Source organism: Lentzea sp. NPDC006480, from assembly GCF_040611995.1.
In the GTDB taxonomy this organism is placed as follows: Bacteria; Actinomycetota; Actinomycetes; order Mycobacteriales; family Pseudonocardiaceae; genus Lentzea.
Genome location: NZ_JBEXPJ010000134.1, coordinates 1 through 25040, shown reverse-complemented (window position 1 = coordinate 25040; position 25040 = coordinate 1). Strand labels below are relative to the sequence as shown.

Annotated in this window: 18 protein-coding genes and 1 pseudogene; 10 read left to right on the top strand and 9 right to left on the bottom strand. The window is 68.5% G+C overall.

Translation table 11 applies throughout. From position 1 onward, the window contains the following. On the top strand, positions 1-1379 hold a 1379-nt coding region (locus ABZX92_RS35135; protein ID WP_355569201.1), incomplete at its 5' end, for a hypothetical protein. A gap of 7 nt (positions 1380-1386) precedes the next feature. Here ABZX92_RS35135 and ABZX92_RS35130 read toward each other — a convergent pair. Beyond that, positions 1387-3426: a tetratricopeptide repeat protein gene (locus tag ABZX92_RS35130; protein WP_355569198.1), complete on the bottom strand. Its 2040-nt coding sequence runs from the start codon at positions 3424-3426 to the stop codon at positions 1387-1389. Between the two features lie 313 nt (positions 3427-3739). Here ABZX92_RS35130 and ABZX92_RS35125 point away from each other — a divergent pair. Further along, positions 3740-3886 (top strand): annotated as a pseudogene (locus ABZX92_RS35125) (IS3 family transposase); the annotation flags it as partial. Positions 3887-4121: 235 nt separating this feature from the next. After that, on the top strand, positions 4122-6560 hold the full coding sequence (locus ABZX92_RS35120) for a tetratricopeptide repeat protein (RefSeq protein ID WP_355569195.1): 2439 nt from the start codon (positions 4122-4124) through the stop codon (positions 6558-6560). A gap of 520 nt (positions 6561-7080) precedes the next feature. Here the strand turns inward: ABZX92_RS35120 and ABZX92_RS35115 are convergent. From ABZX92_RS35115 to ABZX92_RS35105, 3 genes are all read right to left on the bottom strand, one after another. Next, entirely contained in the window at positions 7081-7605 is a 525-nt protein-coding gene (locus ABZX92_RS35115; protein WP_355569192.1) for a recombinase zinc beta ribbon domain-containing protein, read from the bottom strand. Then, positions 7602-7817 (bottom strand): recombinase family protein, encoded by a 216-nt coding sequence (locus ABZX92_RS35110; RefSeq protein WP_355569204.1) that lies wholly within the window; start codon positions 7815-7817, stop codon positions 7602-7604. Before ABZX92_RS35110 ends, ABZX92_RS35115 begins: the two co-directional genes overlap by 4 nt. A 913-nt stretch (positions 7818-8730) precedes the next feature. Then, entirely contained in the window at positions 8731-12207 is a 3477-nt protein-coding gene (locus ABZX92_RS35105) for a CHAT domain-containing protein (protein WP_355569189.1), read from the bottom strand. Positions 12208-12250: 43 nt separating this feature from the next. Here ABZX92_RS35105 and ABZX92_RS35100 point away from each other — a divergent pair, with 43 nt between their 5' ends. The 3 genes from ABZX92_RS35100 to ABZX92_RS35090 all read left to right on the top strand — a co-directional run bounded on the left by ABZX92_RS35100 (position 12251) and on the right by ABZX92_RS35090 (position 14216). Beyond that, positions 12251-12679, top strand: coding sequence for a hypothetical protein (locus ABZX92_RS35100; RefSeq protein ID WP_355569186.1), 429 nt, complete (start codon positions 12251-12253; stop codon positions 12677-12679). Between the two features lie 5 nt (positions 12680-12684). Next, on the top strand, positions 12685-13596 hold the full coding sequence (locus tag ABZX92_RS35095; RefSeq protein ID WP_355569183.1) for a hypothetical protein: 912 nt from the start codon (positions 12685-12687) through the stop codon (positions 13594-13596). Between the two features lie 164 nt (positions 13597-13760). Next, on the top strand, positions 13761-14216 hold the full coding sequence (locus ABZX92_RS35090; protein WP_355569180.1) for a hypothetical protein: 456 nt from the start codon (positions 13761-13763) through the stop codon (positions 14214-14216). Positions 14217-14252: 36 nt separating this feature from the next. On the opposite strand, the gene ABZX92_RS35085 is transcribed toward ABZX92_RS35090, so the two are convergent. The 3 genes from ABZX92_RS35085 to ABZX92_RS35075 all read right to left on the bottom strand — a co-directional run bounded on the left by ABZX92_RS35085 (position 14253) and on the right by ABZX92_RS35075 (position 16610). After that, a complete protein-coding gene (locus ABZX92_RS35085) occupies positions 14253-14759 on the bottom strand; it encodes a nuclear transport factor 2 family protein (protein WP_355569177.1) in 507 nt (168 codons plus the stop codon). A 38-nt stretch (positions 14760-14797) separates the two neighbouring features. Then, on the bottom strand, positions 14798-15868 hold the full coding sequence (locus tag ABZX92_RS35080) for a Gfo/Idh/MocA family oxidoreductase (protein WP_355569174.1): 1071 nt from the start codon (positions 15866-15868) through the stop codon (positions 14798-14800). A 178-nt stretch (positions 15869-16046) separates the two neighbouring features. Beyond that, positions 16047-16610 (bottom strand): NAD(P)H-dependent oxidoreductase, encoded by a 564-nt coding sequence (locus tag ABZX92_RS35075; RefSeq protein ID WP_355569171.1) that lies wholly within the window; start codon positions 16608-16610, stop codon positions 16047-16049. A gap of 140 nt (positions 16611-16750) precedes the next feature. Here ABZX92_RS35075 and ABZX92_RS35070 point away from each other — a divergent pair, with 140 nt between their 5' ends. Genes ABZX92_RS35070 through ABZX92_RS35055 form a run of 4 tightly spaced genes read left to right on the top strand, consistent with a single transcriptional unit; the run spans position 16751 to position 20641 of the window. Next, a complete protein-coding gene (locus ABZX92_RS35070) occupies positions 16751-17269 on the top strand; it encodes a MarR family transcriptional regulator (protein WP_355569168.1) in 519 nt (172 codons plus the stop codon). A 44-nt stretch (positions 17270-17313) separates the two neighbouring features. Next, positions 17314-17898 carry an ATP-binding protein gene (locus ABZX92_RS35065; protein ID WP_355569165.1) on the top strand — a complete coding sequence of 195 codons (585 nt, stop codon included), beginning with the start codon at positions 17314-17316 and terminating at the stop codon, positions 17896-17898. Then, positions 17868-20129 (top strand): catalase, encoded by a 2262-nt coding sequence (locus ABZX92_RS35060; protein ID WP_355569162.1) that lies wholly within the window; start codon positions 17868-17870, stop codon positions 20127-20129. Before ABZX92_RS35065 ends, ABZX92_RS35060 begins: the two co-directional genes overlap by 31 nt. Further along, positions 20126-20641 carry an ankyrin repeat domain-containing protein gene (locus ABZX92_RS35055; protein ID WP_355569159.1) on the top strand — a complete coding sequence of 172 codons (516 nt, stop codon included), beginning with the start codon at positions 20126-20128 and terminating at the stop codon, positions 20639-20641. Before ABZX92_RS35060 ends, ABZX92_RS35055 begins: the two co-directional genes overlap by 4 nt. Here the strand turns inward: ABZX92_RS35055 and ABZX92_RS35050 are convergent. Both ABZX92_RS35050 and ABZX92_RS35045 read right to left on the bottom strand, forming a co-directional pair. Next, positions 20545-21516, bottom strand: a complete 972-nt coding sequence (locus ABZX92_RS35050) for a lysylphosphatidylglycerol synthase transmembrane domain-containing protein (protein ID WP_355569156.1) — start codon at positions 21514-21516, stop codon at positions 20545-20547. The two genes, ABZX92_RS35055 and ABZX92_RS35050, sit on opposite strands and share 97 nt — an antisense overlap. A 197-nt stretch (positions 21517-21713) precedes the next feature. Then, positions 21714-24782, bottom strand: a complete 3069-nt coding sequence (locus ABZX92_RS35045) for a BTAD domain-containing putative transcriptional regulator (RefSeq protein WP_355569153.1) — start codon at positions 24780-24782, stop codon at positions 21714-21716. Between the last annotated feature and the right edge of the window lie 258 nt (positions 24783-25040).

Genomic DNA, 25040 nt, shown 5'->3' with positions numbered 1-25040 from the left:
TCGAGAAGGACCTCCTGGCGTGGACCCTCGCGATGGGGCACGCCATGACGCGCGCGGGCCTCGACCTCGGCGACTGGCGCCCGGACGTGGTGCACAAGGGCCACCTGCTGTTCGTGGACGCCTTCCGGGAGAGCCGGATCAAGGGAGTCGACTCGACAGCCCGAACCCTTCGGCGTGGATCACTGGCAACTCAACAAGCTTCCCTTCCACCATGGTCATGGCATCACTTTGACCGGAGGGAGGCCGGAATGAACTGGTCCACGACGCCGCTCGGCGCGGGAGGGGCGCATCGGGTGACGGTGCCGGGATGTCGCAGAGTACTGGTGATCGTGCCAAGCATAGTCGCTGGCACGCGGCTGCTCGATCTGCTGCCGCTGCTCAACGCCGACTACCGGGTGCAGACCTTCTTCACCCAGCCGGAACTGTGCAACCACACGGAGGTGTTCATCAAGACGATCGGCGGGCTCACGATCCCCTGGGAACAGGCGTTGCAACACGAGTTTGACCTCGTCCTCGCGGCGAGCTATCGGTTCATTGACCGAGCTCCAGGACCTGTGCTCGTGCTGCCCCATGGCGCGAGCGCGCTGAAGTCGCGGATACGGGTCCGGCACACAGCGGAACCGGTGCACGGTCTCGATCGGCAGCTGCTGATGCGCGATGGCAAGGTGCACGCGGCGGCGATCGCCTTATCCCACCAAGACGAGTTGTCGGTGCTCACCGAATCCTGTCCCGAAGCGGTGGATACCGCTGTCGTCGCCGGCGACATCTGCCTTGACCGGATGCGCGCGAGCCTGCCGTTCCGCGACCAGTATCGTCGGACGCTGGGCGTGCGTCCCGACGAGACGCTCGTGACGATCAGCTCGACCTGGACGACAGAGTCGACGTTCGCCAAATGTCCTGCGCTTTACCGGGAACTGCCCAGGATTGCCAAGGTGGCAGTGGTGCTGCATCCGTACATCTGGACTGTGCACGGCGCCTGGCAGGTGCGGTCCTGGCTAGCCAACTGCGACGTAATCGTCGTTCCGCCCGAAGCAGGCTGGCAGGCGACGATGATCGCGAGTGACGTCGTCGTCGGCGACCACGGCTCGACGACCCAGTACGCCGCCGCGATCAGCAGGCGCATGCTACTCGCCACCCTCCCCGAGGTCAGGAAGGGCAGCCTCGCGCACGCGTTGGGCGAGGTCGTGCCGATATATGCGGGTGAACTGGACGAGGCCGTGACTGCGCCGGGGTTTGCCGGCCTGATCAGCTCTCGCCTCGACCGGGCTGGCATCATCCTGCGCAGGACGATGTACCGCCTGCTCGGCATGCCCGAGCCTGAACAGGTCTGCTCGATCGCACGGGTTCCGTGGCCGAAGCCGCTCTCCGACGACCGCTGATCGAACGTCACCGATCAAGCGCGCGGAGCCGGTCCCTGGTTCGCTCCCCGCTCGGGTCGAATGACTCGCCATAGCACCCGAGAGCGGCACGGTAATGGTCACGAGCAAGCGGCAAGTCACCCTGCCGCTCGGCAATCTCTCCCAACAGCTCGAACGCATCGGCGACGTGTAGCGGTGAGCCAGCGTCCCGGACCACCTCAAGCACGCCGTGCGCCAACGACAAAGCGTCCGTGAAGCGGTCGAGGTGCAGCTGCGCGCGGGCCTGGAACATCCGGGCCCGTGCCTTGTCCACAGCGTCGTCGAGCGACGTCTCTGCCTCCCTGAGCTCGGCAACTGCCTCTTCGAGCCTGCCCATCTCGATGAGCACCTCCCCGACGCGGCGGCGGGAGAGGCCGATGCCTCGCGCCCATCCATGGCGTACCTCCACATCGACGCTCTCGAGGAAGTAGCGCAGCGCCGGGTCGAACTCGCCCCGCAATCGGTGAACGTGCCCGAGCTGCATCAACGCTTTCGCACGGTTGCCGAGGTCGTGGTCGCCGGCGAGCTCCAACACCAGCCGCACTTGCTCGACGACCTCGTCGAGGCGGCCTAGGTTGCGCAACGCGACGGCCAATTGGTTACGAAGCCGTGCTTCCGCCTCGCGTTCCCCGCAGTCCTGCGCCGATAGGACCGCGAGCTGGTGGGTGAACAGCCAGTCCGAGTAGTGGTGGCGCCGCTGGAACAGCGCGGACATCGCCTCGGCGAGCTGCCAGACCAGGTCGGGCCAGCCGCGGTCGTGCGCGATGCGCAGCGTCTGTACGAGGTTGTCTCGCTCGTGGTCGAGCCAGTCGAGCGCTGCACTGCGCGAGCTGAAAGCATTGGAGTCTAACGACTTGAACCGTGCCCCCACCCAACGCCTGGTGGGAATCGCGGCGGCGCCTGCTTCCACGGCCCGGTTTAGGTAGAACTCCGCCGCCCGCCGCACCGCCTCTTCCACCTCGGTGCCCGTGTGCCCGCGGGCGTGCACCCGCAGCAGGTCGTGGAACCGGAACCGGTCGTCCTCCAACTCGCTCAGAAGGTTCCTCTCCACCAGCTCGTCGAGATCGTCCTCCACCTCACCGACGTCAGCGGCCAGCATCGCCGCGGCCACATCGACTCCGAAGCTCGGTCCCGGATGCCAGGAGGTCAGGCGATAGATACGAGCCTGAGACGACGGGAGGTCCACATAGGACAGATCGAAGGCTGCACTGACCGAGACGGAACCGTCGAGGTCCAGGTTGGACAGTCGGCGGTTCTCGGTTCTCAGCTCGTCGGCCTCTCTTGCCAGGGTGCGGCGCGGGCGGCGGGACAGGCGGGCACCGATCACACCGAGTGCGATGGGCATGCCACCGCACAGTAGGGCAAGTTCGAGGGCAGCCTCGGCCTCGACGGACAACCGGCGCTTGCCCACCACCTTTTCAAGCAGTTCGACCGACGCTTGTACGTCCAACGGGTCGACCTCGATGAAGCGTGCGCCGTCGATGCCGAGCGAACTCAGGCGCCAGCGACTCGTCACCACCACGACGCAGCTCGGTGAGGCTGGTAGCAGGGGACGGACTTGAGCGGCGCTCTCGGCATTGTCGAGCAGGATCGAGAACGAGCCGTCGGCGGTCAGAGAGCGGAAGAGGGCCTGGCGTTGCGGCAGGCTTGGTGGCACGACCTCGACGCCGAGCGCACCGAGGAACCACTCCAGAACCTCGTCCGGTTGCGCGGCTTCAGCGTGGGCGCCGAGATCGGCGTAGAGCTGGCCGTCAGGGAACTGTTCGCGCGTGTCACGCAGCCAGCGCAGGGCCAACGAAGTCTTGCCGACGCCGCCGGGGCCGCTCACGACCACGAGCAGCTGGCGGTCTTCTCGCCAGCGGTTGAGTTCGGTCAACTCGTTGACGCGACTCACAAACACCCTCGGCGCAGGCGGTAGCTGCTGGGGCACCGGGTTTCTAGATGGTGCGGAATTGATGTGCACTGAACCGATCGACGCCGCCTGCACCACGTTGCCGTCAACGGATCCGAATACGGAGTTTTCGCTCATCGCCACCCCCTCACCCACGCTACAACCCGTGTGAAGCCGAGCAATTTGATTGAGGCGCGCTCAACTAAGCATGCGAGTCCTCACGAGGTGTGCGTGCTCACCGTAGAGGGCATACGACCGGCCGTGGAGCTTCAGCTGCTGCCTGCCGAGCCGCTGCCGGACGCTATTCGCCGAGGTCACGGTGGATCGGGACGAACCGGCGCGGGATCCGCAGCCGGAAGCATTGGCCAAGTTCTTCGCCAACACTCGGGCCGACCTTACGGCGGTAGATGCGCTCGAGGCAGGGCTCGGGTTCCGGCCCACCTGGCCCACCTGGCCCACCCGCGAGGAACTCCGGATCGCGATCGCCACCTGGATCGAACGCACCTGTCAACGGCGCGGACGCCAGGCCGCCCTGGGCAGGTTGACCCCTGTCGAAGACGAAGTAATCATGGCCACGCCAGCGAGGCAGGCTGCGTGACTACAACTGTCACCTACTCGTGCAGCAGACCCGATGCCACCTCAACATCGCGCGCAACATCCATGCTCGCCCCACCTGCATTCGATCATCCCCACACCACCCAGCTGAGTCAGGTTATCCACCACGAACGCTGCACGCTCGGCAACATCTGGTGATTCCACGGCCCTGACACGTTGCAGTAGACGCGCAGAGCAAACGAACCCTCAAGCGCCCGCCATGCTGGCAAGCTGAGTAGGTGCCGAACACGCCGCCCGATGATGATCCAGCCCCGACCAACAACACGATCTCCGGCCCGGTGTCCGGCACCGCGTGGCAGATCGGGAGGGTGTTTGGCGGCCTCCACTTTCACCATCACCCAAGCGGCCAGCAATGCACCACCAGCGAGCCTTCGCGATGGACACCGGACCCGCTCTTCGTCGGGCGAACGCAGGTTCTGCAGCACCTGCGGAGCTTGCTGAGGCTAGGGGAACCTGGCGACGCCGCGCCCGTGGTGCTCCACGGCATGACCGGTAGTGGCAAGACGAGCGTGGCCACTCAACTTGGAGCTGAAGTTCCTGACTCGATCACTCCGGTCTTCGTCGACGCGTCGGGCCGAACGTCCTTGCTGGAGGAGCTTCGCCGCCTCGCCGGTGTTCCTCCACAAGGCACGTCGCTGCACGACGGTGTGATGTCAGCCGCGGGTCCTGTCACTCCGCAGCTTCCTGTCTCACCAAACACATTGTTGATCTTCGATGGTGTCACGAGCACCGACACACTCCGTGGAATCGTGCCGAGAAGCACCGGATGCAGGATTCTGATCACCAGCACCGTCCGATACCTGGACCACGGCTACACGCACATCGAACTCGACGACTGGACCGCCGACGAGAGCGGCGAGTACTTGGAGATCGTTTTGCCGGACAGCCCGGACGACGATCGGGCGCTCCTCGCCGCCACGCTGCATCACCATCCGCTCGCACTCACCCAGGCAGCCCACCACTGCAGGGTGCTAAAGCAATCCGTTGGCAGGTTCCTCGAACGTCTCGCGAAGGAACCAACCGGCGCTCTCGGACTCGGTGAGGCCAGCGGGCACCGCCGCACGACGATTCGCTCCATCGAGATGAACATCGAACTGGCTACGACAACCGAGCCCGCTGCAAGAGATGTGCTGATGCTTCTCGCTCATCTCGGCTCCGAACCGTTGCCGGCCTCCTTCCTGGAACGCGAGTTCGCGCTGGGCTACGTCCGCGCCTATGGACCCCGAGCCCGGTGGCTGTATCGGCTGAGAAAGGTCATCGGAGAACATCGGCCGGCCACGTGGTCCAAGGCGCGAGCCATCCAGACACCTCTCATCCGGGACCGCGCCATCACAGCGCTGCTGCAGCTGTCACTGATCAAAGCCAGCGGTGAGGGGTATCTGATCCACCCTCTGGTCGGGCTGGTGGCCCGCGCTCGCGCTGGCGACCCGCTTCCATGGCTCCAGATCGGGTTCGGCCTGTTCGCTGAGCACATCGGAGATGTACACACCGAGATCGATGACCAGCGGGATGCCGACGTCTGCCTCAGCCATCTGATCGAACTCACGACGACGGCGATTCGCCACGACTACCACGGGACCGCAGTGATCGAGTCATGTGTCCACCTGGCGCGGCGGCTCGCCGTCCTCGGCGGAGCAGAGGAATCCTCGAACGGCGCCCAGTTCGCCCAGCACGTCCTGTCGATCTTCGCGGGCCCCAATCCGCCGAGGAATGCTGTCGCGGTGCCCCAGGTGCGTGCGCGGCTCGCACTCGCACTCCTCTCGTTCCGACACGGCGACGCTTCAAAAGCCCTCGCCTGGTCCCGCGAATGTCTTGCGATCAGCGCCAAAGCTGGTGACCTCTTCCACTACGTCACCTCGATCCGATTCCTGGGTGAGATCGCCTCCGTGGTGGGCGAGCACGACGTCTCGAGGCATGTACTCGACATCATCGACCGTGAACGCCGCCGCCCACACCGGATCGACATCCGGGTCAGCCTTGCCAACACCTGCACCCGGATCTTCCTGTCGATCAATGAGATCGGTGAGGCTCAAGCGTGCAGCGATTGGGTTCTCGAACAGCTGGCTTCCCAGCGACTTCCAGCGCCGGTCCATCAAACATCGCTCCAGATGGCAGCTCTCCTCGCAAGGACCGTTGACGACTCCGACGCGTGGCTGCGCCACGAGGTCGCGCTTCTCGACATACGCCGAGCAGAGCAGTCGAACGGCAGACGGCCAGACCGGTGGTTCGTCGAGTCTCTGCACTCCACCGCAGATGCCGCGATCAGGGCGAACAAGCTTCAACTAGCACAAGAGCTTCTTGACGAAGCAGCGGCGACGGCTGAAAACACCTTCGGAGCAGGTAGCCCGAACTACGCCAACGTCCTCGCGGTCAGGGGGCGCTTGCGCCTCCACCAACACCGCTACGCCGCAGCGCTGCGCGATCTCACCTACTGCGCCGACTTCTTCCGCTCGCAGCCATCACCGGCGAACCACATGATCTCGGCCGTTCTCGTTCATCTGGCGCACGTGTTGTTGGCGACCGGTGCGCGAGCTCGCGCCATTGCTGCTGCTACCGAAGCATACGAGTTCGATCTCGCCCACTTCGGGCCGGATCACCCCGAGACCCGGATGGACCTCGACGTACTCAACCGCATCAAGGCTCCACATCACCGCTGACAAGCGACCTGTCTCTGAGTTGCTCGGCGATCCCGAAGCGATCGACGCGGGCAGGCCCGGCGGTTAAACAGGCGACCGAGCACTTCACACCGAGATTTCGCGGACCAGCCGGCAAGGGGTCAGAGCCTTCAGCTGATCTGCTGCATTGCGCGCTCCGTAGTCCGCGTTATCTTTAGAGAACGTACGATGACTGTCACGCCGAGACCGACCGACGACACGAACTAGTCGCCCCGTCCCACCAGGTGTGCCAGCGACAGCTGCCGTCACGGGTCGTAGCGCCGCCGACGGGACGGCTGCAGCGCGGCCTGTCCCGCGTCCTGCGGTAAGACTCCTGCTGGTGACGCGCTGAGATCTAGCAGGAGAGGCCCGTCCCGTGTCACCACCGCGGGACGGGCCTCCTGTGTCAAACGGGCCAGGTGGGCCTACTCAGAGCCAGGAAGCGCTACATGGGTGAATAGTGTGCGACTTCGTCTCGGACATTCTCTTACCCCACAGGATTATCAGAATCCCGTGGGGTAATTCATATTTCGGCTATTTTCACGTCGTCAGACCAATCCAGCGCGAGCGTCGGCTGAACTGGGCGACGGGCAGTTTCCACAGCTTTAAGCGTTAGTGGTGCGGATTGAATTTCAAGAGGCTGATCGCTGTAGTGGATCTGCAGGTGTTGCTCGCGGACTTGATCGACCAGGTCTTCGCCCACACCTACCTCCGCAGGTCCCGCGGCCCGCCCGAGCAGGTGTGGCAGTGCCTCGAGAAGGTGGTCTTCTCGGACGTAGATGTTCCGCGGTTCGCCGTCGGAACGTCGCTTGACGCTGGTGAAGCCATGCCGACACCGATAGCCAGCTCGCCCATGAACCCAGTGCCCGTCCATCCGACGGCCACACAGCCCACACACGACGAGCCCCGCCAACAGGTAACGCCGTGCCTCGCCGTCCTTAGCAAGCTTCGCCACCCGCATCCCCTGAACAGCGACGAACGTCTCGTCATCCACGAGAGGTTCGTGCGCGATCTGTTCGGAGACCTCCCATTCACTGACCGGATTCACCTCAGTACACCTGAACCACGGCCGCCCGGCCCGTGACCCGTTGTACTGCTTCGGTTCCACACCTGCCTACCGGTGTAGCGCGGATTCTCAAGGATCATCGCCACCGTCCGGACAATCCACCGCTCCCCCGACCTATGCGCATTCCGCTCAGGGTCCGCACCCGACGGACACACCACGCCACGCTCGTTGAGCTCCCGCGCCAACGACGCCATCTGCTTGATGGACCTTGACACGTCCGGCACACCCGAAGTCTGTCACGTGAGTTTCCGCTGGCCACTGCGCTGATCGGAGCAAACCACCGACTACCCGTCCGGTGCGGCTCCGACGTTCGGTCACGCAATCCCGGCCTTATCTTCCACAAAGGACCAGACTCGCCGATGTGACGAACTGCGCATTCTGTCAGAGCGGTCATCTTGGGCCATGTTCGGAGAAAACGGTGCCCTCCCCATGGCCCCGCAGGAGGTGCGCCGGGCGAGCGCACGCTTGCGGTGTCCTGGCATGCGTGATCACCCTTGGGCAGGCCATGCTGGAGTTTGGGGACACGACGCACCCACCCATCCCACAACGGCGACCCCGCCCCTTTCCTCCTGGCGGCCTGCTCGCTGGCGAGGCACACAATCACCAGCAGTAGCAAACGCAGCGCTGCCACACCTTGAGGTGGGACGACGCCGTTTCCGAGCATCTTCATGGCCATGCGACGGGAGATGCCGGGAACGCCGGTCGCCCAGCCTTCTTGCAGTCCCATCAGCCATTCAACCCAGCGCGGGTTGAGTCGGTCTGGCTTGCCGTCCTGGCGGATGAACGGGAATTCGGCGGGGTCGCGATCCACAGCGAACTGCTGATGTTGGGCCTCGTTCCAGAAAACGTGCGGTCGGTTCGCCGTCGTTGGGGTTGGAGGCCGCGGGGGTCGGTACCCCTGGGCCAGGCGATGCCAAAGACTCGGAACCGCTGGTGAGGGGTGCCGATTGCCGCTGGCACCGGAATCCGCCGTCGACGGCCAGAGCGGAGCGCGAACGCGCACAGGACGCCACGGACGAGGCGAGCTCTGGATGCTCATCGAGCACTGACGACCGACGCCACCCATTCAGGCCGCCGCACCCTGCTGCGCAACGAGAAGCCACAGCGCTAAAGTCCACTGTGGACCAGACCGGCCCAGTGGTCCGGGCGGTCCGGGTACTTCTCTCGCAACGCTCGGGTGACCTCGTGCAGGGTCAGCGCCGCGTCGTCGGCGACAGGCCCCTCCGGCAACCGGTCGTAGAACGCCTGGGCCGTTTCCGCCGCGATCGCGTCCTCGACCGGCCAGAGGTTCGCGACGACATGCCGGAAGCCCGCGAGGTGGAACACCGAGGCGAGGCTGATCGCCTCGTTCACCACCAGTCCCTGTCCCGCCGTCGAGCACGCGGACAGGTAGGCGAGTTCGGCGTGCCGCGGGCGAAGACCGGCGATCTCGGCTGCGGTGAGGACACCGTCGTGCAGGTGCAGCCCACCGGTCGACGGGGCGAGGAGGTTCGACACGGCGTGGCAGGCGAAATGCGCCCACGTCGCGTCGGCGATCGCGGCGCGCACGGTGTCGCCGGTGGCTTCGGCGTCGATCAGCATCCGCCCGCCGACCCGCTCGGCTTCCGTGACGGCGCCGGGCAGTGCGGGCGCTCCCGGCGCGTTCGGCAGGGCGACGGTGAGCTGGTGCCGTGCCGGGGCGACAGGGCGGCCACGGAGGTGGGTGAGCGTCCGAAACGTTGGGGCGTAGGAAGAAACCACCTGGTCGAGACAGGTGGCGTGGAGCGGGAACAGGCTCAGCAGGCCGGTCGGAACCCACCACACGCGGAGCTTCTCCTGACCGGCCGGTGGCGTGAGCGCGGCGAGAACCGGTTCGACCGCGGTCGTCCACAGCCAGTCGAGGGTTTCCCGCAGCACGCGGCGGCGGTGCAGGACACCGGCCAGTGGCCTTGTGTCGTCGATGCTCTCCAGTAACGCCAGGACCCTGGAGTCGACCTCGTCGCTCCCCAACTCGGGCAGTGTCACGACGACCGGTTCGGCTTCGGCGGTCACGATCACGGCGTCGGCTCGTCGGCGGCCCACGTTCAGCAGGACTCCCGCGCCACCCGCGACCACGGACCGCACTTCCGCGAACGACGGCCTCGGCGCAAGGTCGGCGGTGGCGGTGAGCGCCGACCGCAGCAGCACGCCGCGGCTCGCCTCGGCGATCTCCACCGCTCCTGCCACATCGCCGGTGGCGAGGTGTGCGCAGACCGCCTCCGGCGCGAGGCCGCCGAACTCGCGGAGCCGGAACTCGTTGTCGTGCCAGCGGTTGAGGGCCGGTGCGACGACGGGCAGCAGCGCGACGGTCTCGTCCAGCACGGACACGGCGGTGTCGTGGTCGCCGAGCGCGTGGGCGAGTGCCCCGATCGCGAACCCCGCGTGCACGCGTTCGCGGAGCTGGCCCCGGTCCAGCGCTGACCAGTGCCCGACGAGGGCGGAGAGCACCTCCGGGGTGCAGTCCTCGATCGCGATGACGGAGAGGGCCAGGTGCACGTACGCGACGTTCGACACGGCCTGCGCCCAGTCGGACCCGGACGGCGAGCAGGCCGAGAGTGCCGACTCCGCCAGCGCGACCGCCCTGCGCAGGTCCTCCGGCACGCCGCCGAGGTCGAAGCGCGCTTCCCAGACACCGCTGTGCAGGGAGACGGTCCGGTACCACATGTGATCGTCGCGAGCCACCAGGCTCGCGGCCTGCTCGCACAGGGCCGTCGCCCGCACTAGGTCTCGTCCGGCGTCCTCCGGTGCGATCCAACGCGTGATGGAGGCACGGGCGTGCAGGACGGCGGCCAAGGTGTGCATGGCCGCCGCCCGTGCGCGATCGTCCAGATCCGCAGCGTGCTCGGCGAGTACCTGCCCGCCCAGTTCGGCGACCCGCTCCAGGCGCGCCGGCACCATGTCGTGCTGCCAGGCGGTGTGCTCGACGGTGGCGGCGTTCAGCAGCAGGAGGCCGCGTCCTGGTTGATCAGCAGGTCCGGTGGTGAAGGAGCGTGCGCTGAACCTCAGGGCGGCCTCGAGATCGCTCGCGAGTCCCCTGTGCAGAAAGCGGATGCGATGGCTCGTGGCGAGTTCCGCCAGCACGTGCGGCGGGTGGGAGTCCGAGGCCACGTGCCCGGCGTCGATCGACCGGTCGAGGTCGGCGGGGTCGCCCCGCAGTTCGAACCGCAAGCGGTACGCCCGGATCAGATCGTCCACGTCCTCGGCGGATCCGGGCGGTGCCAGCGCCAGCGCTTCTCGCCCGTGCGCGATTTCACCGTCCAAATCGGACTGTTCGGCGCTCGCGAGGAACCTGGTTCGGTAGGCGCGGCTCAGCGACCCGTGCAGCGGTTCCAGCAGCATCGAGTCGTGCGGCAACGACGCGAGTGCACGCTCACCCCAGGTGATGGTCAGGTCCAGCGCGAGCCCGGCGGACGAACCGGCCTCGGTGAGGGCCGTGAGGTGGATCCTGTGCGTCAGCGGGGCTCGCGACTCGTGGCCGGCGGGAAGGAACGCGAGGACCCGTTCCGCCAGTTCGGCCTCCTGCCGCAGGTCCCGCGTGCCGGCGAGTTCCCGGCAACTGCGGCCGATCGAGTCCAGCAGGGCCGGTTCCGGTGACGTGGCGGCGATCCCGCACCCCATCTCGATGCTCCTCACCAGGTCGTCGCGGTCGGAGGTGGCCTCGAAGCGGGCCCTGTACGCGAAGACGAGGTGGACTCCCATGTCGAGGTGCACGCCTCGGTCACCGGCCAGTGCGGCCAGCGCACGTTCGGCGGCGGTGATCGACATGTCCAGCACATCCCGGTGTCCCGTGTGCCGATAGGCCAACCAATACGTCAGCGCCAGGTCGGGGAACATCAGGTCCCGCAACGGGTGGTCGGTCTCCGTGGCGGCCTCGCCGGTCTCGACGGCCAGCCACAGGTCGGTCTCGTCCCCTGCCAGCTCGAACCGCATCCGGCTCGCGACCGCCACGTTGGCGAGGTCGACGGCCCGGTCGGGATCGCGCGGATCGCGGGCGGCAACGACCTGGTGCGCCGCTTCCAGCGCGATCCGCAGATCATCCTGGTCCGGCGCTTCCGCGTGCTGGTACCGCCTTCGGTGGGCCAGTCCGAGAAAGGCCATCGCGTCCAGCCGGGCCGGGTGGGGCGCGTCCGACTCGACGACCGACCGGCACAGCACGATCACGGCCTCGAACAGGGCGGGGTCGCCGCCCTCCTCGGCTCGCCGCAGGAACGACTGGACACAGCCCAGCTGCATGGCCGGTTCCGGCCGGAATCCCGGCAGAACGGGCAGAAGGTCGAGCGGCAGCATGGATTCCGTGCACGAAAGGCCGGTGAAGTACACGATCGACCGCGCGAGGTGGACGGGGTCGGCGAGCTCGTGCGGCCGGTTGGCGAACCACAGGAAGTTCACCCATCCGAGCAGATATCGCGCTGTGGCACGGTGATCCGGGGCGGCGGTGTCCGCTCCCCCGGCGACCCTGTCGGCCAGCGCGCGCACGTCGTCGCCGTACACCTCCTGGGCCGCGCCTGAGCTGCGGGAACGTTCGATTCGACCGCGCAGGTCCAGAACGTCCTGCCAGAAATCCATTTCGCTCCGCTCGACGACGCCCGACACGCGAGAATCGATCTCCGTGAACGTGCCGTTACCCGCAGCCGGTTACGACCGGGCCGGTTACGGCGATCATCACGTGACAACCGCGTCGTCGAACGGAGTCCAGGTGGAGCAGGCCGAGAAGATGGCGCTGGCGGGACTGTGCACGGAGCTGGCCGGGTTGCGGGAGGAGTCCGGCAGGCAGCCGGAGCGCGTCCGGCACCTCCTCGCGCGCATCGAGGAGGCGGCACGCGCCCGTGAGCCGCTCCTCAGCCTCCTGGCCGAACTGCTCGGCACGCCCGCCGCGGCACGCGGTCTGAGCGCGGGACTTCCCGGCGCCGGTGCCGGGCACGCCGACGAGGAGTGGTTCGGCTGCCCCGACGGCGCGTGCGACCGCAGGAGTCAGGCGGTGCCCGCCGGTCCGGTGCCGAGGTGCCTGGTGCTCGACCGGCCGATGAAGCGGCGGTAGCCGCCGTGAACGGGTTCTTCCAGGAGCTGGCCAAGAAACTCGCGGAACGCTGGGTCGCGTTGCTCGTCGTGCCGGGAGCCCTGTTCGTGGTGAGTGCGGTGGTCGGCCTGCACCTGGGGCACGGCCACGCGCTCGACTGGACCATGACGTCGAACTACGTCACGAAGACGGTCGAGAGGATCGCGAAGCTCCCCGGCGGCGCACAGGCGGCGGTGATCGTCGGGCTCCTGCTCGGTGCGAGCGCGACCGGCCTGGTGGTGCAGGCGATGGCAGGGGTGACCCGGCGGTTCTTCCTGGGCACGTGGCCGTGGCCGTTGCGGTCGCTCGCCCGGTGGCGCACCTGGCGCCGCCGCGACCGCTGGGACAGGCTGCTCGAACGACGGGCTGACCTGGTGCGGGCGCACCCGGCCGGTCAGCGCGCACCCGAGCGGCAGGAGGAGATCGACGAGGCCGCGGCGAAGATGAACGCGATCGCGATGGCGCGTCCCGGCAGGCCGACGTGGATGGGCGACCGGGTGCACGCGGTGGAATCCGTGGCGTGGCACCGATATGGCCTCGACCTGACGTTCGTGTGGCCCCGGCTGTGGCTCGTGCTGCCCGAGACGACCCGCGCGGAGATCACGGCGGCGCACGCGTCGTTCGCGGCCTCGGTCGCGGTCGCCAGCTGGGCCTGGCCGTTGCTGCTGCTCGGCGTGTTCTGGTGGCCCGCCGCCGTGGCCGGGCTGGTCGTCGGCGCGGCGGGCCGGGTCCGTGCGCGGGACGCGGCGGGCGATCTCACCGCGTTGACGGAGTCCGCTCTCGACCTGCACGGCCGGCTGCTCGCCACCGCGCTCGGTGCCGCGGCGGAGGACTCGTCGGGTCCGCTGACCGCCGACGAGGGTGCGACGATCACCACCGTGGCCAGGAAAGGCCGCTGACACATGGGTTTCTGGCACGACGCCCGCGCGGCGCAGCGGATCAAGGCGTCGCAGACCGACCGGCTCGTGTTCGAACGCACCGGTGACGCCGAGGCGTTGCGGCGAGCGCTCGTGTTCGCGAGGACGCCGTGGAGCCGGCCACTGGCGAGTCGGCTCCCCTCGCCGTGTCGATGCTCTCCCGCGCGTTGCGGTTGGCCTTCGAACTGACCGGCGACGACGCTGACCTGCGTGAGTCGGTGACGCTCGCCGACCGTGCGCTGGCGGGGCTCGCCGAAGGCAGTCCGAACTGGTCGTCGTTCCACACCCAGGTCGCCAACGTCCGCCTCGCGGCGTTCGAACGCTTCGACTCGCTGGACGACCTCACCAGTGCTGAACGCCGCTGCGACACCCGACCGCGTGCTGGAAGCGTTGCGCCGCAGCCGATACGTGCACATCGCGGCACACGGCGAGCACAACGTGAACGCGCCCGCGTTCCAGGTGATCCATCTGGCCGACGGTCGCGGAATTGCTTGACGGTTGACGTTTTCGAGCATCGCCATCAGCCGGGAGCTGAACGTTGGCGATGCCACCGTGAAAGCAACGTGCTGCACGTGTGCAACAACCTCGACGTCAACGACTGAGCAGCCGTCGTGACCGTCGCACAGGCCCGTGGCTGGCTACCGCTCCCCTGGCGGCCCCCAGTCTGGGATCGGCCCGACATTGAACGTCCGGGTCACTGTCCGCCGTGCAATGCGCCAGACGCCGTTGTGGCGGCGGTACTCGTCGAGGTAGGTGGCTCCGCCGGTGACCCAGGTGGTGTCCTGGAGTTGGATGTGGACGATGACGTCGCTACGGCCGGTAGCGGCCTCCACGTCGACGTCGAGATTGACCGTTCCGTGCGACATGGCCGGGAACATCTGCCACTGCCGCTCGACGGTGGCGCAGATCGACTCGAGACCGGTGTACACCATTTCGGGGCTGAGTTCCCACACAGCGTCCGGCGTCCACACACCGCGCCAAAGTTCGAGATCGCGCAGGTCGCCCGCGACGCAGTATCGGTGCGCGGCGCGGCGCAGTGCGAGCTCGGTCTCGACTCGTTCCAGCCGGCCGATCACGTCAGGCATGGGCGATGACATGGTGGGACTCCTCCAGAGCTTGAGGCACTGTTCGCTGACGAAACTCATAGGGGCACCCCTCAGTGGCGAAGCGGCCTTGTCGAGAGTCAGGCGTGCTCCGCCGCGCGCTCGATCCGGTCGAGCAGTCGGTGGTGTCGGGCTCCGTGGGCGAAGTCGGGCACCTCGGCGCGGTCCTGCGCCAGGTCGTGCCGGATCTGCGCGTAGGCGGCGCCGACGTTGTACGCCGGGGTGCCGCGCAGTTCCTGGAGCGCGGGGGCGAAGTACCGCTCGGGTACCGGGAGCGGGCTGAGCTTGGTGTCGGATCCGTGCGCCCCATCGATGCTGAACTCGCCCAGCTGAAGGTGTCCGGTGTCGCCGGTGACAACCAGGTCCCCGTCCGTCCCGTTGATCTCCCAGTGGAAGTTGGTGCCGCGGGAAAAGCCCCCGCGGTAGTGGACAGAGGCCACGGCGCCGGAGGAGAGCACGCCGCCGAACACCACCTGATCGGCGACGTTGGGCCGGTAGACCCGTCCGGACTGCGGGTCCTCGACTTCTCGGTGGCGGGTGGCGGTGACAGCGGTGACCTTCTCGACATCGCCGAGCACCATGGCCAGGCCGTCCATGGTGTGCCCGAACGGGATGGTCAGCATCGTTGCGCCGTTGGCGCGATCCAGCAGGTAGGCGCCGTTTTCAGGGAAATCCGCTCCCCAGCCTCCGCCCGAGGCCACGAGGCTCGTCGAGAGCACCTCGCCGACGTAGCCGTCGGCGACCAGATCGCGCAGGTAGCGCACTACCGGGGCGGACCGCGCCTGCAGTCCGGTGAAGGTGCGCAGCCCGCGCTCGGCAGCGCTGGCAGCCAACTCCTCGGCCTCGGCGAGGCCGTTGCCCAGGGGCCACTCCGAGAACACCATCTTCCCTGCGGCCAGGGCGGATTGAATGATCTCCCGATGATCCGGCACCTTCACGGTGACCACCACCAGGTCGACCTCATCAGCCTCCGTCAGTTCGCCGGCCGTCCCGAAGGACCGCGCGACTCCGTACTTCTCCGCGGCTCGCCGCGCGGACTCGGCGCTGCTCGCGGAAAGTGCGCGCACCTCGAAGCCGTCCAGCAGTCGCAGCGCCGGCAGGTGGGCCTGGGAAGCCCAACCGCGCCTTGCGGAAAGACCGATGATGCCCACGCCAACGGGGGTCTGGTGGTGGGGAGATGACATGGTGGGACTCCTTCACGGCTCGAGACACGGTTCGACGAGCGGTATGAGGGCAGCCGCTCATGTGAACGGCGGATGTGCGACGGGTACGGGGCGCGGCGCTGCGGCGAGGCAAGCCCACGCGCCCCACTGCGACGGTCGAGGGCCGTCAGACTCGGACGGTCTTCAGGGCGCGAGTCCAGGACTCCAGCTGGTCGAACAGGATGGTCGCGGCAGCCTCGTGCTGCTCGCCCGGCTTGAACACGGAGAAGTTCTCGAAGTCGGTGAGCAGCGAGAAGGACAGCTGCTGACGCACGTGGGCCAACCGCAGTTCGCTGGCCACACCCCGCAGGTGCTCGATGGCCCGGGCACCGCCGAGAGAACCGTAGGAGACGAAGGCGGCGGCCTTGTCGTTCCACTCGCCGTACAGGTAGTCGATCGCGTTCTTCAGCACGCCGGAGGTGGAATGGTTGTACTCGGGGGTCACGAAGATGTACCCGTCGAACTCGGCGATCTTGGTCGCCCACGCCTTGGTGTGCTCGCCCTGGTATTGGCCCAAGGCCGGCGGAACGGCCTCGTCCAGGTGAGGCAGCGGGTGGTCCGCGAGGTCGACCAACTCGTACTCGACGCCGCCGCGGACGCTGGAGCGGTCCACCACCCAGTCCGCGACAGCCTTGCCGTTGCGGCCGGGCCGCGTGCTGCCGAGGATGACGGCGATCTTCAGGTCACTCATGGATCTTCTACTCCCTGATGGGCCGCCGATGCAGGACGACCGCTTCACATGAACGTTCATGTCAGACTGTAGGCAGCGACTCATGAATGTTCAAGTGTGACGCGTGACTCGTGAACGTTCACGCCAGATAGACTTCCGACATGCCGGAACAGCTTCCCCGCCCCGACGATCAGCCCCGCTGGCTGACCCCGGCCGAGCAGGAGACGTGGCAGCAATTCGGCCTGATGCTGCACCGGCTCCCCACCGCTCTGGACGCGCAGCTCCAGCAGGACGCGCACCTCAGTTACGTCGAGTACTACGTCCTCGCGGGACTGTCCGACCAGCCCGGACACCGCATGCGCATGAGCGATCTGGCCGTCCTCGCCAACTCCGAGCAGTCGCGTCTCTCCCACATGATCAGCAGGCTGGAACGCCGAGGGCTCGTCCGCCGCGAACCCGATCCCACCAACGGCCGCTACACCCACGCGATCCTGACCGAAGCCGGCCACGCGCATCTCGCAGAAGCCGCTCCAGGACACGTGGCCCGGGTACGCGACCTCCTCTTCGACGTTCTCGAGCCAGCCGAGCTGCACAGCCTGCGCACCGCCGCCGCGAAGATCAGCGAGAGGATCGACCGGCGGGAGCAACAGGCCGGCGCTCACAAGAAAACCCGCCCCTGAGCGGTCACACCGGGACCGTCACCGCCACATCGACCTCACTCGACTTGACGCAGCCGACCGCGGAACACGTACGGCCGCTTGGTCGGGCGCCCAGTGCGTTCGGTCTTCCGCGCCGTCGCGAGGCCACCAGCGGCCGTCGCCTGCCGGATCAACTGAGCCTGCGTGAATTCCTCGACGCTGATGATCGCCGGGTGCCTCGAACGCACGACCTACTCGGGAGCCGCACGCCTGAGGCAACGAAAGCCGGGATCACCCTCGATGAGCACGCCGACAACGCGGTCACCTCCGGCGACGCCTGGCTGCTCAAGCGACTCGTGCACAACCTCGTGGAGAACGGCGTCCGGCACAACACCGGACCCGGCGGCCACGCCACGATCACCAGCCGCACCCGCGACGGCAGCACGGTCGAACTGGAGGTGACCAACACCGGTCCCGTTGTGCCACAGGAGGAAATCCCCGCGCTCTTCGAGCCGTTCCGTCGCCGGCACACCAGCTGCCGCAACGCAACGCACTGGTTCGTCCCTCGAGGTTCGGGGCGCATGGATGACGAACCCGCGGGGTACTGCCTCACTGACGTCGTCGCTCCGAGGAGGATGCAGTGGCCAACCGCAAGCCCGGCAAGCTCGTGAAGGCGGCACTCGAGAAGGCGGTCGACAAGGTCACCGAGATGGTGAACCCGCCTGTCCCGGGCGCCCCGAACAGCGAGTCGCCGTCGCTCGAGGAGCCGACCGAGCCGCGCGGCCCGTTGCCTCCCAAGCCCGACCAGACCGGCCCGGAGACGGTGTCGCCCTCGGGCGCGCCGACTGGTGCGCCGCAGACCACCAACGCCCAGCAGGGCGAGTTCCTCACCACCTCGGCCGGAGCCCGGCTGTACGACACCGACCACTCGCTGAAGGCCGGGGAGCGCGGGCCGACGTTGCTGCAGGACCACCACCTGCGCGAGAAGATCATGCACTTCGACCACGAGCGCATCCCGGAGCGCGTGGTGCACGCGCGCGGCTACGGCGCTCACGGCGTGTTCGTTGGCTACGGCACGGCGGCGAACGTCTGCAAGGCCGCTTTCCTCGGCGACGGCGTCGAGACGCCGGTGTTCGTGCGGTTCTCGACCGTGCTGGGCTCGCGCGGCTCGGCCGACACCGTGCGCGACACCCGCGGGTTCGCGACGAAGTTCTACACGCAGGAAGGCAACTTCGACCTCGTCGGCAACAACATCCCCGTCTTCTTCATCCAGGACGGCATCAAGTTCCCGGACATCATCCACGCCGGCAAGCCGCACCCGGACCGGGAGATCCCGCAGGCGCAGAGCGCGCATGACACGTTCTGGGACTTCGTCTCCACACACACCGAAGCCACCCACCACGTCATGTGGAACATGTCCGACCGCGGCATCCCGCGCTCCTACCGGACGATGGAGGGCTTCGGCGTCCACACCTTCCGGCTGGTCAACGCGGACGGCGAGACCGCGCTCGCGAAGTTCCACTGGAAGCCCAAGCTCGGCGTGCACTCCCTGGTGTGGGAGGAGGCGCAGATGATCAACGGCTTCGACCCGGACTTCCACCGCCGCGACCTCGCCGACGCCATCGAGTCCGGCGCCTACCCGCAGTGGGAGCTCGGCCTGCAGATCTTCCCCGACGCGCCGCGGCAGACGTTCGAGGGCATCGACCTGCTCGACCCGACGAAGATCGTGCCGGAGGAGCTCGCGCCGGTGCAGCCGGTCGGGATGCTGACGCTGAACCGCAACACCACGAACTTCTTCGCCGAGACCGAGCAGGTGGCGTTCCACCTCGGCAACCTGGTGCCCGGCATCGACGTCACCGACGACCCGCTGTTCCAGTCCCGGCTGTTCTCCTACCTGGACACCCAGCTGACCAGACTCGCCGGGCCGAACTTCAACCAGATCCCGATCAACCGCCCGCACGTGCCGGTCAACGACATGTTCCGCGACGGGTACCACCAGCACGCGGTGCACGCGGGCGTCGCGCCGTACCGGCCGAACACGCTGGACGGCGGCAACCCGTTCGTGGCGAAGGCTCAGGACCGGCCGTTCGTCGAGGTGGCGCAGCCGGTGGCGAAGTCGGTGAAGGTGCGGCAGTCGCCCGCGTCGTTCGCCGACCACTACACGCAGCCGCGGCTGTTCTGGCTGAGCCTCTCGCCGGTCGAGAAGGAACACCTGGTGCGCGCGTTCACCTTCGAGCTCGGCAAGTGCTACGAGCAGGCCATCAAGGAACGGCAGCTGCGGGTGCTGGCCAACGTCGACCCGGTGCTGTGCGCGGAGGTCGCCCGCGGCCTCGGCCTGCCCGCGCCCACCTCGACCGTGCGCCCGAAGAAGGTGATGCCCAGCCCGGCGCTGTCCCAGGTCGGGCAGACCTGGCCGACCGACGGCCGGCTGATCGGCATCGTGGTGGACCCGGCCTCGCTGGACGGTGTGCGGACCGTGCGGGAGGCCGTCATCGCCGGTGGCATGGTGCCGTTGCTGATCGCCCCGACCGGTGGCCCGATCGGCGACTCCGGTCTCGTCGCCCAGCGCACGTTCCTGACAGCGCGCTCGATCGAGTTCGACGCCCTGCTGCTGGCGGGCTCCCCACCGCCCGGCCCGGACGCGACGCCGGCGAGGGACGCGAAGGCGGGCGCACCGGGCGAGGCGGTCGACCCGCGCGTTCTGCTGATGGTCGAGGAGTGCTACCGCCACGCGAAGGCGATCGGTGCGTGGGGCGACGGCCTGCTGGCGGTGGAGACCGCCGGTGTCGCCGCCGCTGCGGGGATCGTGACCGGGGACGACGCGATGAAGGTGTTCACCGAGCTCATGACCCTGCTCGGCGCCCACCGGGTGTGGGAGCGCTTCCCGGCGACGATCGCATGACCAGCGCGCTCACCGAGGAGGAGCTGACGTTCCTGCGCGGGATGTTCGACCTGGCCCGCGCCGGTGATGGTGAGCGGCTCGCCGAGGCGGTCGACGCGGGCGTCCCGGTGAACCTCACGAACAGCGCGGGCGACACGTTGCTGATCCTCGCGGCATACCACGACCGCCCGGACACCGTCGCCGCGTTGCTGGAGCGCGGCGCGGACACCGGGCGGGTCAACGACCGCAGGCAGACGGCGCTCGGGGCGGCGGTGTTCCGCCGTTCCGAGCGGTCCGTGCGGTTGCTGCTGGCCGCGGGTGCGGATCCTGCGCTCGGGGCTCGGTCGGCGTTGGACGTGGCGCGGTTCTTCGACCTGCCGGAGATGCTGGCGTTGCTGGAGGCGCCGGTTGCCCCGTCGCCGGAAACACGTGCACCTCAACCGACCGGCGCATGCCGAGCGGACCGAACGCGCAGCAGGGCGAGGGCGAACAGCCCCGCCGGGATGATCAGCCAGCAGGAGAACAGCCGGTAGCCGAGGACGACGGCCGCGGCGGGCGCCTCGTGCGCGCCCGCCGCGATCAGCCCGGCGAGCAGGCTCGCCTCGATCACGCCCATCCCACCGGGCGTCAGCGGCACCTGGCGCACCAGTTGGACGACCACGTATGCCGTGCCCACCTCGAAGAAGGTCAGCGGCAGGTGGAACGCCTGCGCGACAGCGGCCAGGCAGCACAGGTCGGCCAGCCAGTTGACCATCGCGAAGACGAGAGCGCCGCGCCGGTAGCGCGTCGGCAAGGTCACCATCGCCGTCACCGCGTGCCGCGCGCTCGCCCGCCAGCCGCTCGACGTCCAGTCGTCCTCGGATCCGGGGACGCCGGGTGAGTCAGGCCCGCGGCGACAGATCGCCTCCCAGACCGCGAACGCCAGCAGGACGACCATGATCGTCACCGCGGCCACCGAGGCGACCGGGTGCGTCCGCCAGGTGTCCTGCGGGTGCTCCGCCAGCAGGACGAGGAATCCGAACAGGCACAGCAATGCCAGCCCCGCCGTCGACAACACCCCGGACAGCAGGAGCACAGTCGCCGCGACCTCTCTGCTCGCCCCCGCCTTGCGGAACGCCTTGAAGGCGAACCCGGCCGAGACCGCCGACCCCGCGGGCATGCTGATGGCGATGGCCGAACGCCCGTACGTCACAGCGATCGATCGCCAGATCATCAGCGACACGCCGAAACCCCGCAGGAGCCACCACTGCTGGCGGGCGAACATCCTCATCGAGACCAGTTCGGCCACCAGCGCCACCACCAGCCAGCCGACGTCGGCCGTCCGGACGACCGGCACCAGGTCGGACATCTTCGGCAGCGACCGGTACACCAGTGCGCCCGCCGCAACGAGTGCCGCCGCGGTGAGCATTGGTCTCCACCAACGTCTCATCCACTTCTCCCGACACTTACTAGACGTGATAGTTCCGTTTCGGTGACGGTAAACCCACCGCCTCACCGGCACAACAACCAGGGGTCCCGTGTCGCTCCCGCGGTCGGCCAACCGGCCGAACCCGGGGCACCTGCCAGTGGCGCCGGCTGCCGCCTGCATCGCCGGCCACACCACGCTCAGCGGTCCAGGAGGTGCGGCGTGTTCCGCGGGTCGGCGTCCAGCACGGCCAGGTCTCGGCCGACGTCGGCCGCTTCCTGGCGGCTGCCGATCACGGTGAACGTGGCCACCGCCTCGCGCCAGCAGTCCTGGGCGCTGGTGAGATCACCGGCGGCACGGTGCAGCGCGCCCAGGGCCCGCAGGGCGAGCGCAGTACCGTACGGCTGCTGCAGTTCCCGCCACAGCGCCAGCGACCGGGTCAGGAACTCGGCGGCATCCGCGAGGTTCCCCTCGGCCTGGCTCAGCTCGCCCAGCGCGCGCAGCGCCACCGCCGATCCGTGCACGTCGCCGATCCGCTGGTGCAGCTCCGACGCGCGCTCCAGCGTCTCTCTGGCCCGCGGGTCCCGGCACGTGGTGTGGAGCTGACCGAGATCGAGAAGGGCGTCCGCGATACCGCGGTGCCCGCCGAGCCGCTCCTGACACTCCAGAGCACGGCTGAAGAAGTCCAGAGCCCGTTCCCACTCCCCCCGTTCGCGGTGCAGCACACCGAGGCCGCGCAACGCGAACGCCTCGACATCGGGCAGGCCGGCGCGTCCGGCCAGCACCAGCGCGTGGGTGAAGCAGCGACGCGCGTCGGCGATGCGCCTGCGTTCCCAGTGCAGCACGCCCAGCGAACGCCAGGCGGCTGCCTCGGCGGTCTCGTTGCCCGCGGACTGTGCCCGCCGGGCGGCACGGGTCAGCACCTGTCCGGAGCGAGTGTGATCACCGTGCATGCGGAGCACGGCACCGGCGAGCACCAGCGAGTCCACCTCGCCGTGCACCTCGCCCAGCTCGCTGAAGCGCAGACGGGCACCCTCGATCAGGTCGAGGACGTCGCCGAGGTCCAGCTCCGGGGTGCGGGTGGCCCAGCAGGCGCGGCCGTAGAGCATCACCGCCTCGCCGCGCCGGTTTCCGGCGCGCTCGCAGGCGGCGAGCGCGAGGGTGTGCGTCTCCGTCAGATCGACGATGTGGTCACGCTGTTCGAACAGGTCCCGGACGGCGGCGGTCAGCTCCCACGCCACTTCGTCCAGCCCGAGCGCGCACGCTTGACGGATCGCGGCGAGGAGCGCGCTGTGCTCGGCTGAGAGCCAGCCGAACGCCTCACCTGGCAGCTCCACCGGGTCCACGTCAGCCAGTCGGTGACGGGGCGTCTCACCCCGGATCGGAGCGAGCAGCCGGTACGGCAACGTGGCGGCGGCCTGCTCGGTCAGATCGAGCCAGCAGCCCATCACCCGGCCAAGGGCCGCACTCCGGTCGGCCGCGGCGTCCTCGTCCTCGCCGCGGACTCTGGCGAAGAGACGGACCAGGTCGTGCAACCGGTAGCGCAGCCGGCCGGTCGGGTCGACGCCGGCGGTCTCCACCAGATGCGCGTCAACGAGGATCTCCACCAGGTCTTCCGCGTGCCGAACACCGGTGTCCAGCAGCGCGGCGGCCGTCCAGGCAGCGAAGTCGTCCGTCTCCAGCAGTGCCAGCAGCCGCAGCGCGCGGCGGGCGTCCGCTTCGAGCAACCGGTAGCTGATCGCGAACGAAGCGGCGACCGCCAGATCACCGGTGGCGAGTTCGTCCAGGCGGCGGCGCGCGTCGGAGAGCCGAGCCGCGAGCATGGCCGGCTGCCAGTGCGGGCGAGCCGCCAGCCGGACACCGGCGATGCGGATGGCCAGCGGGAGATGTCCGCAGAGCCGGACGATCGCGGCGGTGTCCTCCGGCTGTGCGTCCACCCGGTCGGCACCGCACAGCGCGCGCAGCAGCCGGGTCGCCTCCACCGTCGAGAAACAGTTGAGCGCCACCACCACTGCACCATCCACTTCGGACAGTCGCTGTCGGCTGGTGACCAGCACGGCACAGGACGCGGACGGCGGGAGCAGCGGCCGCACCTGCGCCGCGTCCCTCGCGTCGTCGAGCAGGATCAGCACTCGCCGCTCGTCGAGGAGGCTGCGATAGAGGTCCATCCGCTCATCCAGGCTGTCCGGTACCGCACCGCCCTCGACGCCCAGCCTGCGCAGGAACCGGCCGAGGACATCCGCCGGACCGGTGGGCGTCGCCTGCGCGCCGCGCAGACTGGCGTAGAGCTGCCCGTCAGGAAACATCTCCCGCAGAACGCGTCCTGCCCGCACCGCGAGGGTGGTCTTGCCGATGCCACCCTGCCCGGTGATCACGGCCAGCCGGACGGCCCGGCCGCCGTCGGTCAGCGCCGCGGTCACCTCGGCCAACTGCTGTTCCCGGCCGACGAAGTCACCGACGTCAGCCGGCAGCAGGGCAGGCCGCGGAACAGCGGCCGCCGGACGGGGCGCACCGACCACGTCCTGGTCGTGACGCAGCACGGCCAGGTGCAGGCGGTTGAGCTCCGGCCCGGGGTCGACGCCCAGCGCGGTGGCGAGCCGCACTCGGAACCGTTCGTAGATCTCCAGAGCCTCGGTCTGCCGGCCCGCCCGGTAGACCGCGAGCATGAGCTGTCCCACGAACCGCTCGTGGTAGGGATGTTCGGCGGCCAGCGCGGTGAGCTCACCGATGAGCTCGCGATGCCTGCCCTGCGCCAGCTCGGCGTCGACGAGCAGTTCGGCCGCGGACAGCCGCAGCTCGACCAGGTCGCCGCCGACCCGGTCACGCAGCCGATCGGGTGCGTCACCGGCGAGCACCGGGCCGCCCCACAGTGCCAGTGCCTCGCGCAACAGAGCAGCGGCGGCAACCCGGCCGACGTGCCGCTGCGCCCGCACGACCAGCTCACGGAACCGGTGCGCGTCGACCAACGCCGGGTCGACCTCGACGAGATACCCGTCAGGACCGTTGCACAGCCGGAGAACCTCCGGCCCGACACCGCTACGGCACAGGTGGCCGCGCAGCCGTGCGACGTGGGTGTGCAGGGCGGCCCGCCCAGTGGCCGGCGGCCGGCCGTCCCACAACAAGTCCAGCAGCCGCTCCACCTGTACCGGCTGGCCCGGCTGGATCAGCAGTACGCCGAGGAGACACCGTTCCCGGCGGCGGCCGAACTCGACCGGGGCACCGTCGACCAGAACGCTCAGCGGTCCGAGCACGCGGAGGTCCAGCTCCATCGAGGTCGCCCTCTCCCCCCACGGCGGCAAGGCGGATGGCAAGGCACCCGGCAAGGCGCCGGACGCAGTCTAACCAGGCACAGAACGGGAACAGAGGGGAAATCGAATGATCGGCAACAAGGATGCGCTGCGCCGGATCGCGACAGCCGCCGTCGGCGTGATGGCAGCCGGACTCGCGCTCGCCACGCCGGCCCAGGCGTACACCGACGACATCGTGGGCAACTACAACGACAGCCCGTGGTTCGTGTACCAGAAGAA

Coding starts and splice junctions, on each gene's coding strand:
- ABZX92_RS35105 (WP_355569189.1), bottom strand. CDS start 12,207: ATGGATTTCTGGCAGGACGTTCTGGACCTGCGCGGTCGAATCGAACGT.
- ABZX92_RS35130 (WP_355569198.1), bottom strand. CDS start 3,426: ATGAGCGAAAACTCCGTATTCGGATCCGTTGACGGCAACGTGGTGCAG.
- ABZX92_RS35085 (WP_355569177.1), bottom strand. CDS start 14,759: ATGAGTTTCGTCAGCGAACAGTGCCTCAAGCTCTGGAGGAGTCCCACC.
- ABZX92_RS35055 (WP_355569159.1), top strand. CDS start 20,126: ATGACCAGCGCGCTCACCGAGGAGGAGCTGACGTTCCTGCGCGGGATG.
- ABZX92_RS35050 (WP_355569156.1), bottom strand. CDS start 21,516: ATGCTCACCGCGGCGGCACTCGTTGCGGCGGGCGCACTGGTGTACCGG.
- ABZX92_RS35075 (WP_355569171.1), bottom strand. CDS start 16,610: ATGAGTGACCTGAAGATCGCCGTCATCCTCGGCAGCACGCGGCCCGGC.
- ABZX92_RS35045 (WP_355569153.1), bottom strand. CDS start 24,782: ATGGAGCTGGACCTCCGCGTGCTCGGACCGCTGAGCGTTCTGGTCGAC.
- ABZX92_RS35070 (WP_355569168.1), top strand. CDS start 16,751: ATGCCGGAACAGCTTCCCCGCCCCGACGATCAGCCCCGCTGGCTGACC.
- ABZX92_RS35110 (WP_355569204.1), bottom strand. CDS start 7,817: ATGGCGTCGTTGGCGCGGGAGCTCAACGAGCGTGGCGTGGTGTGTCCG.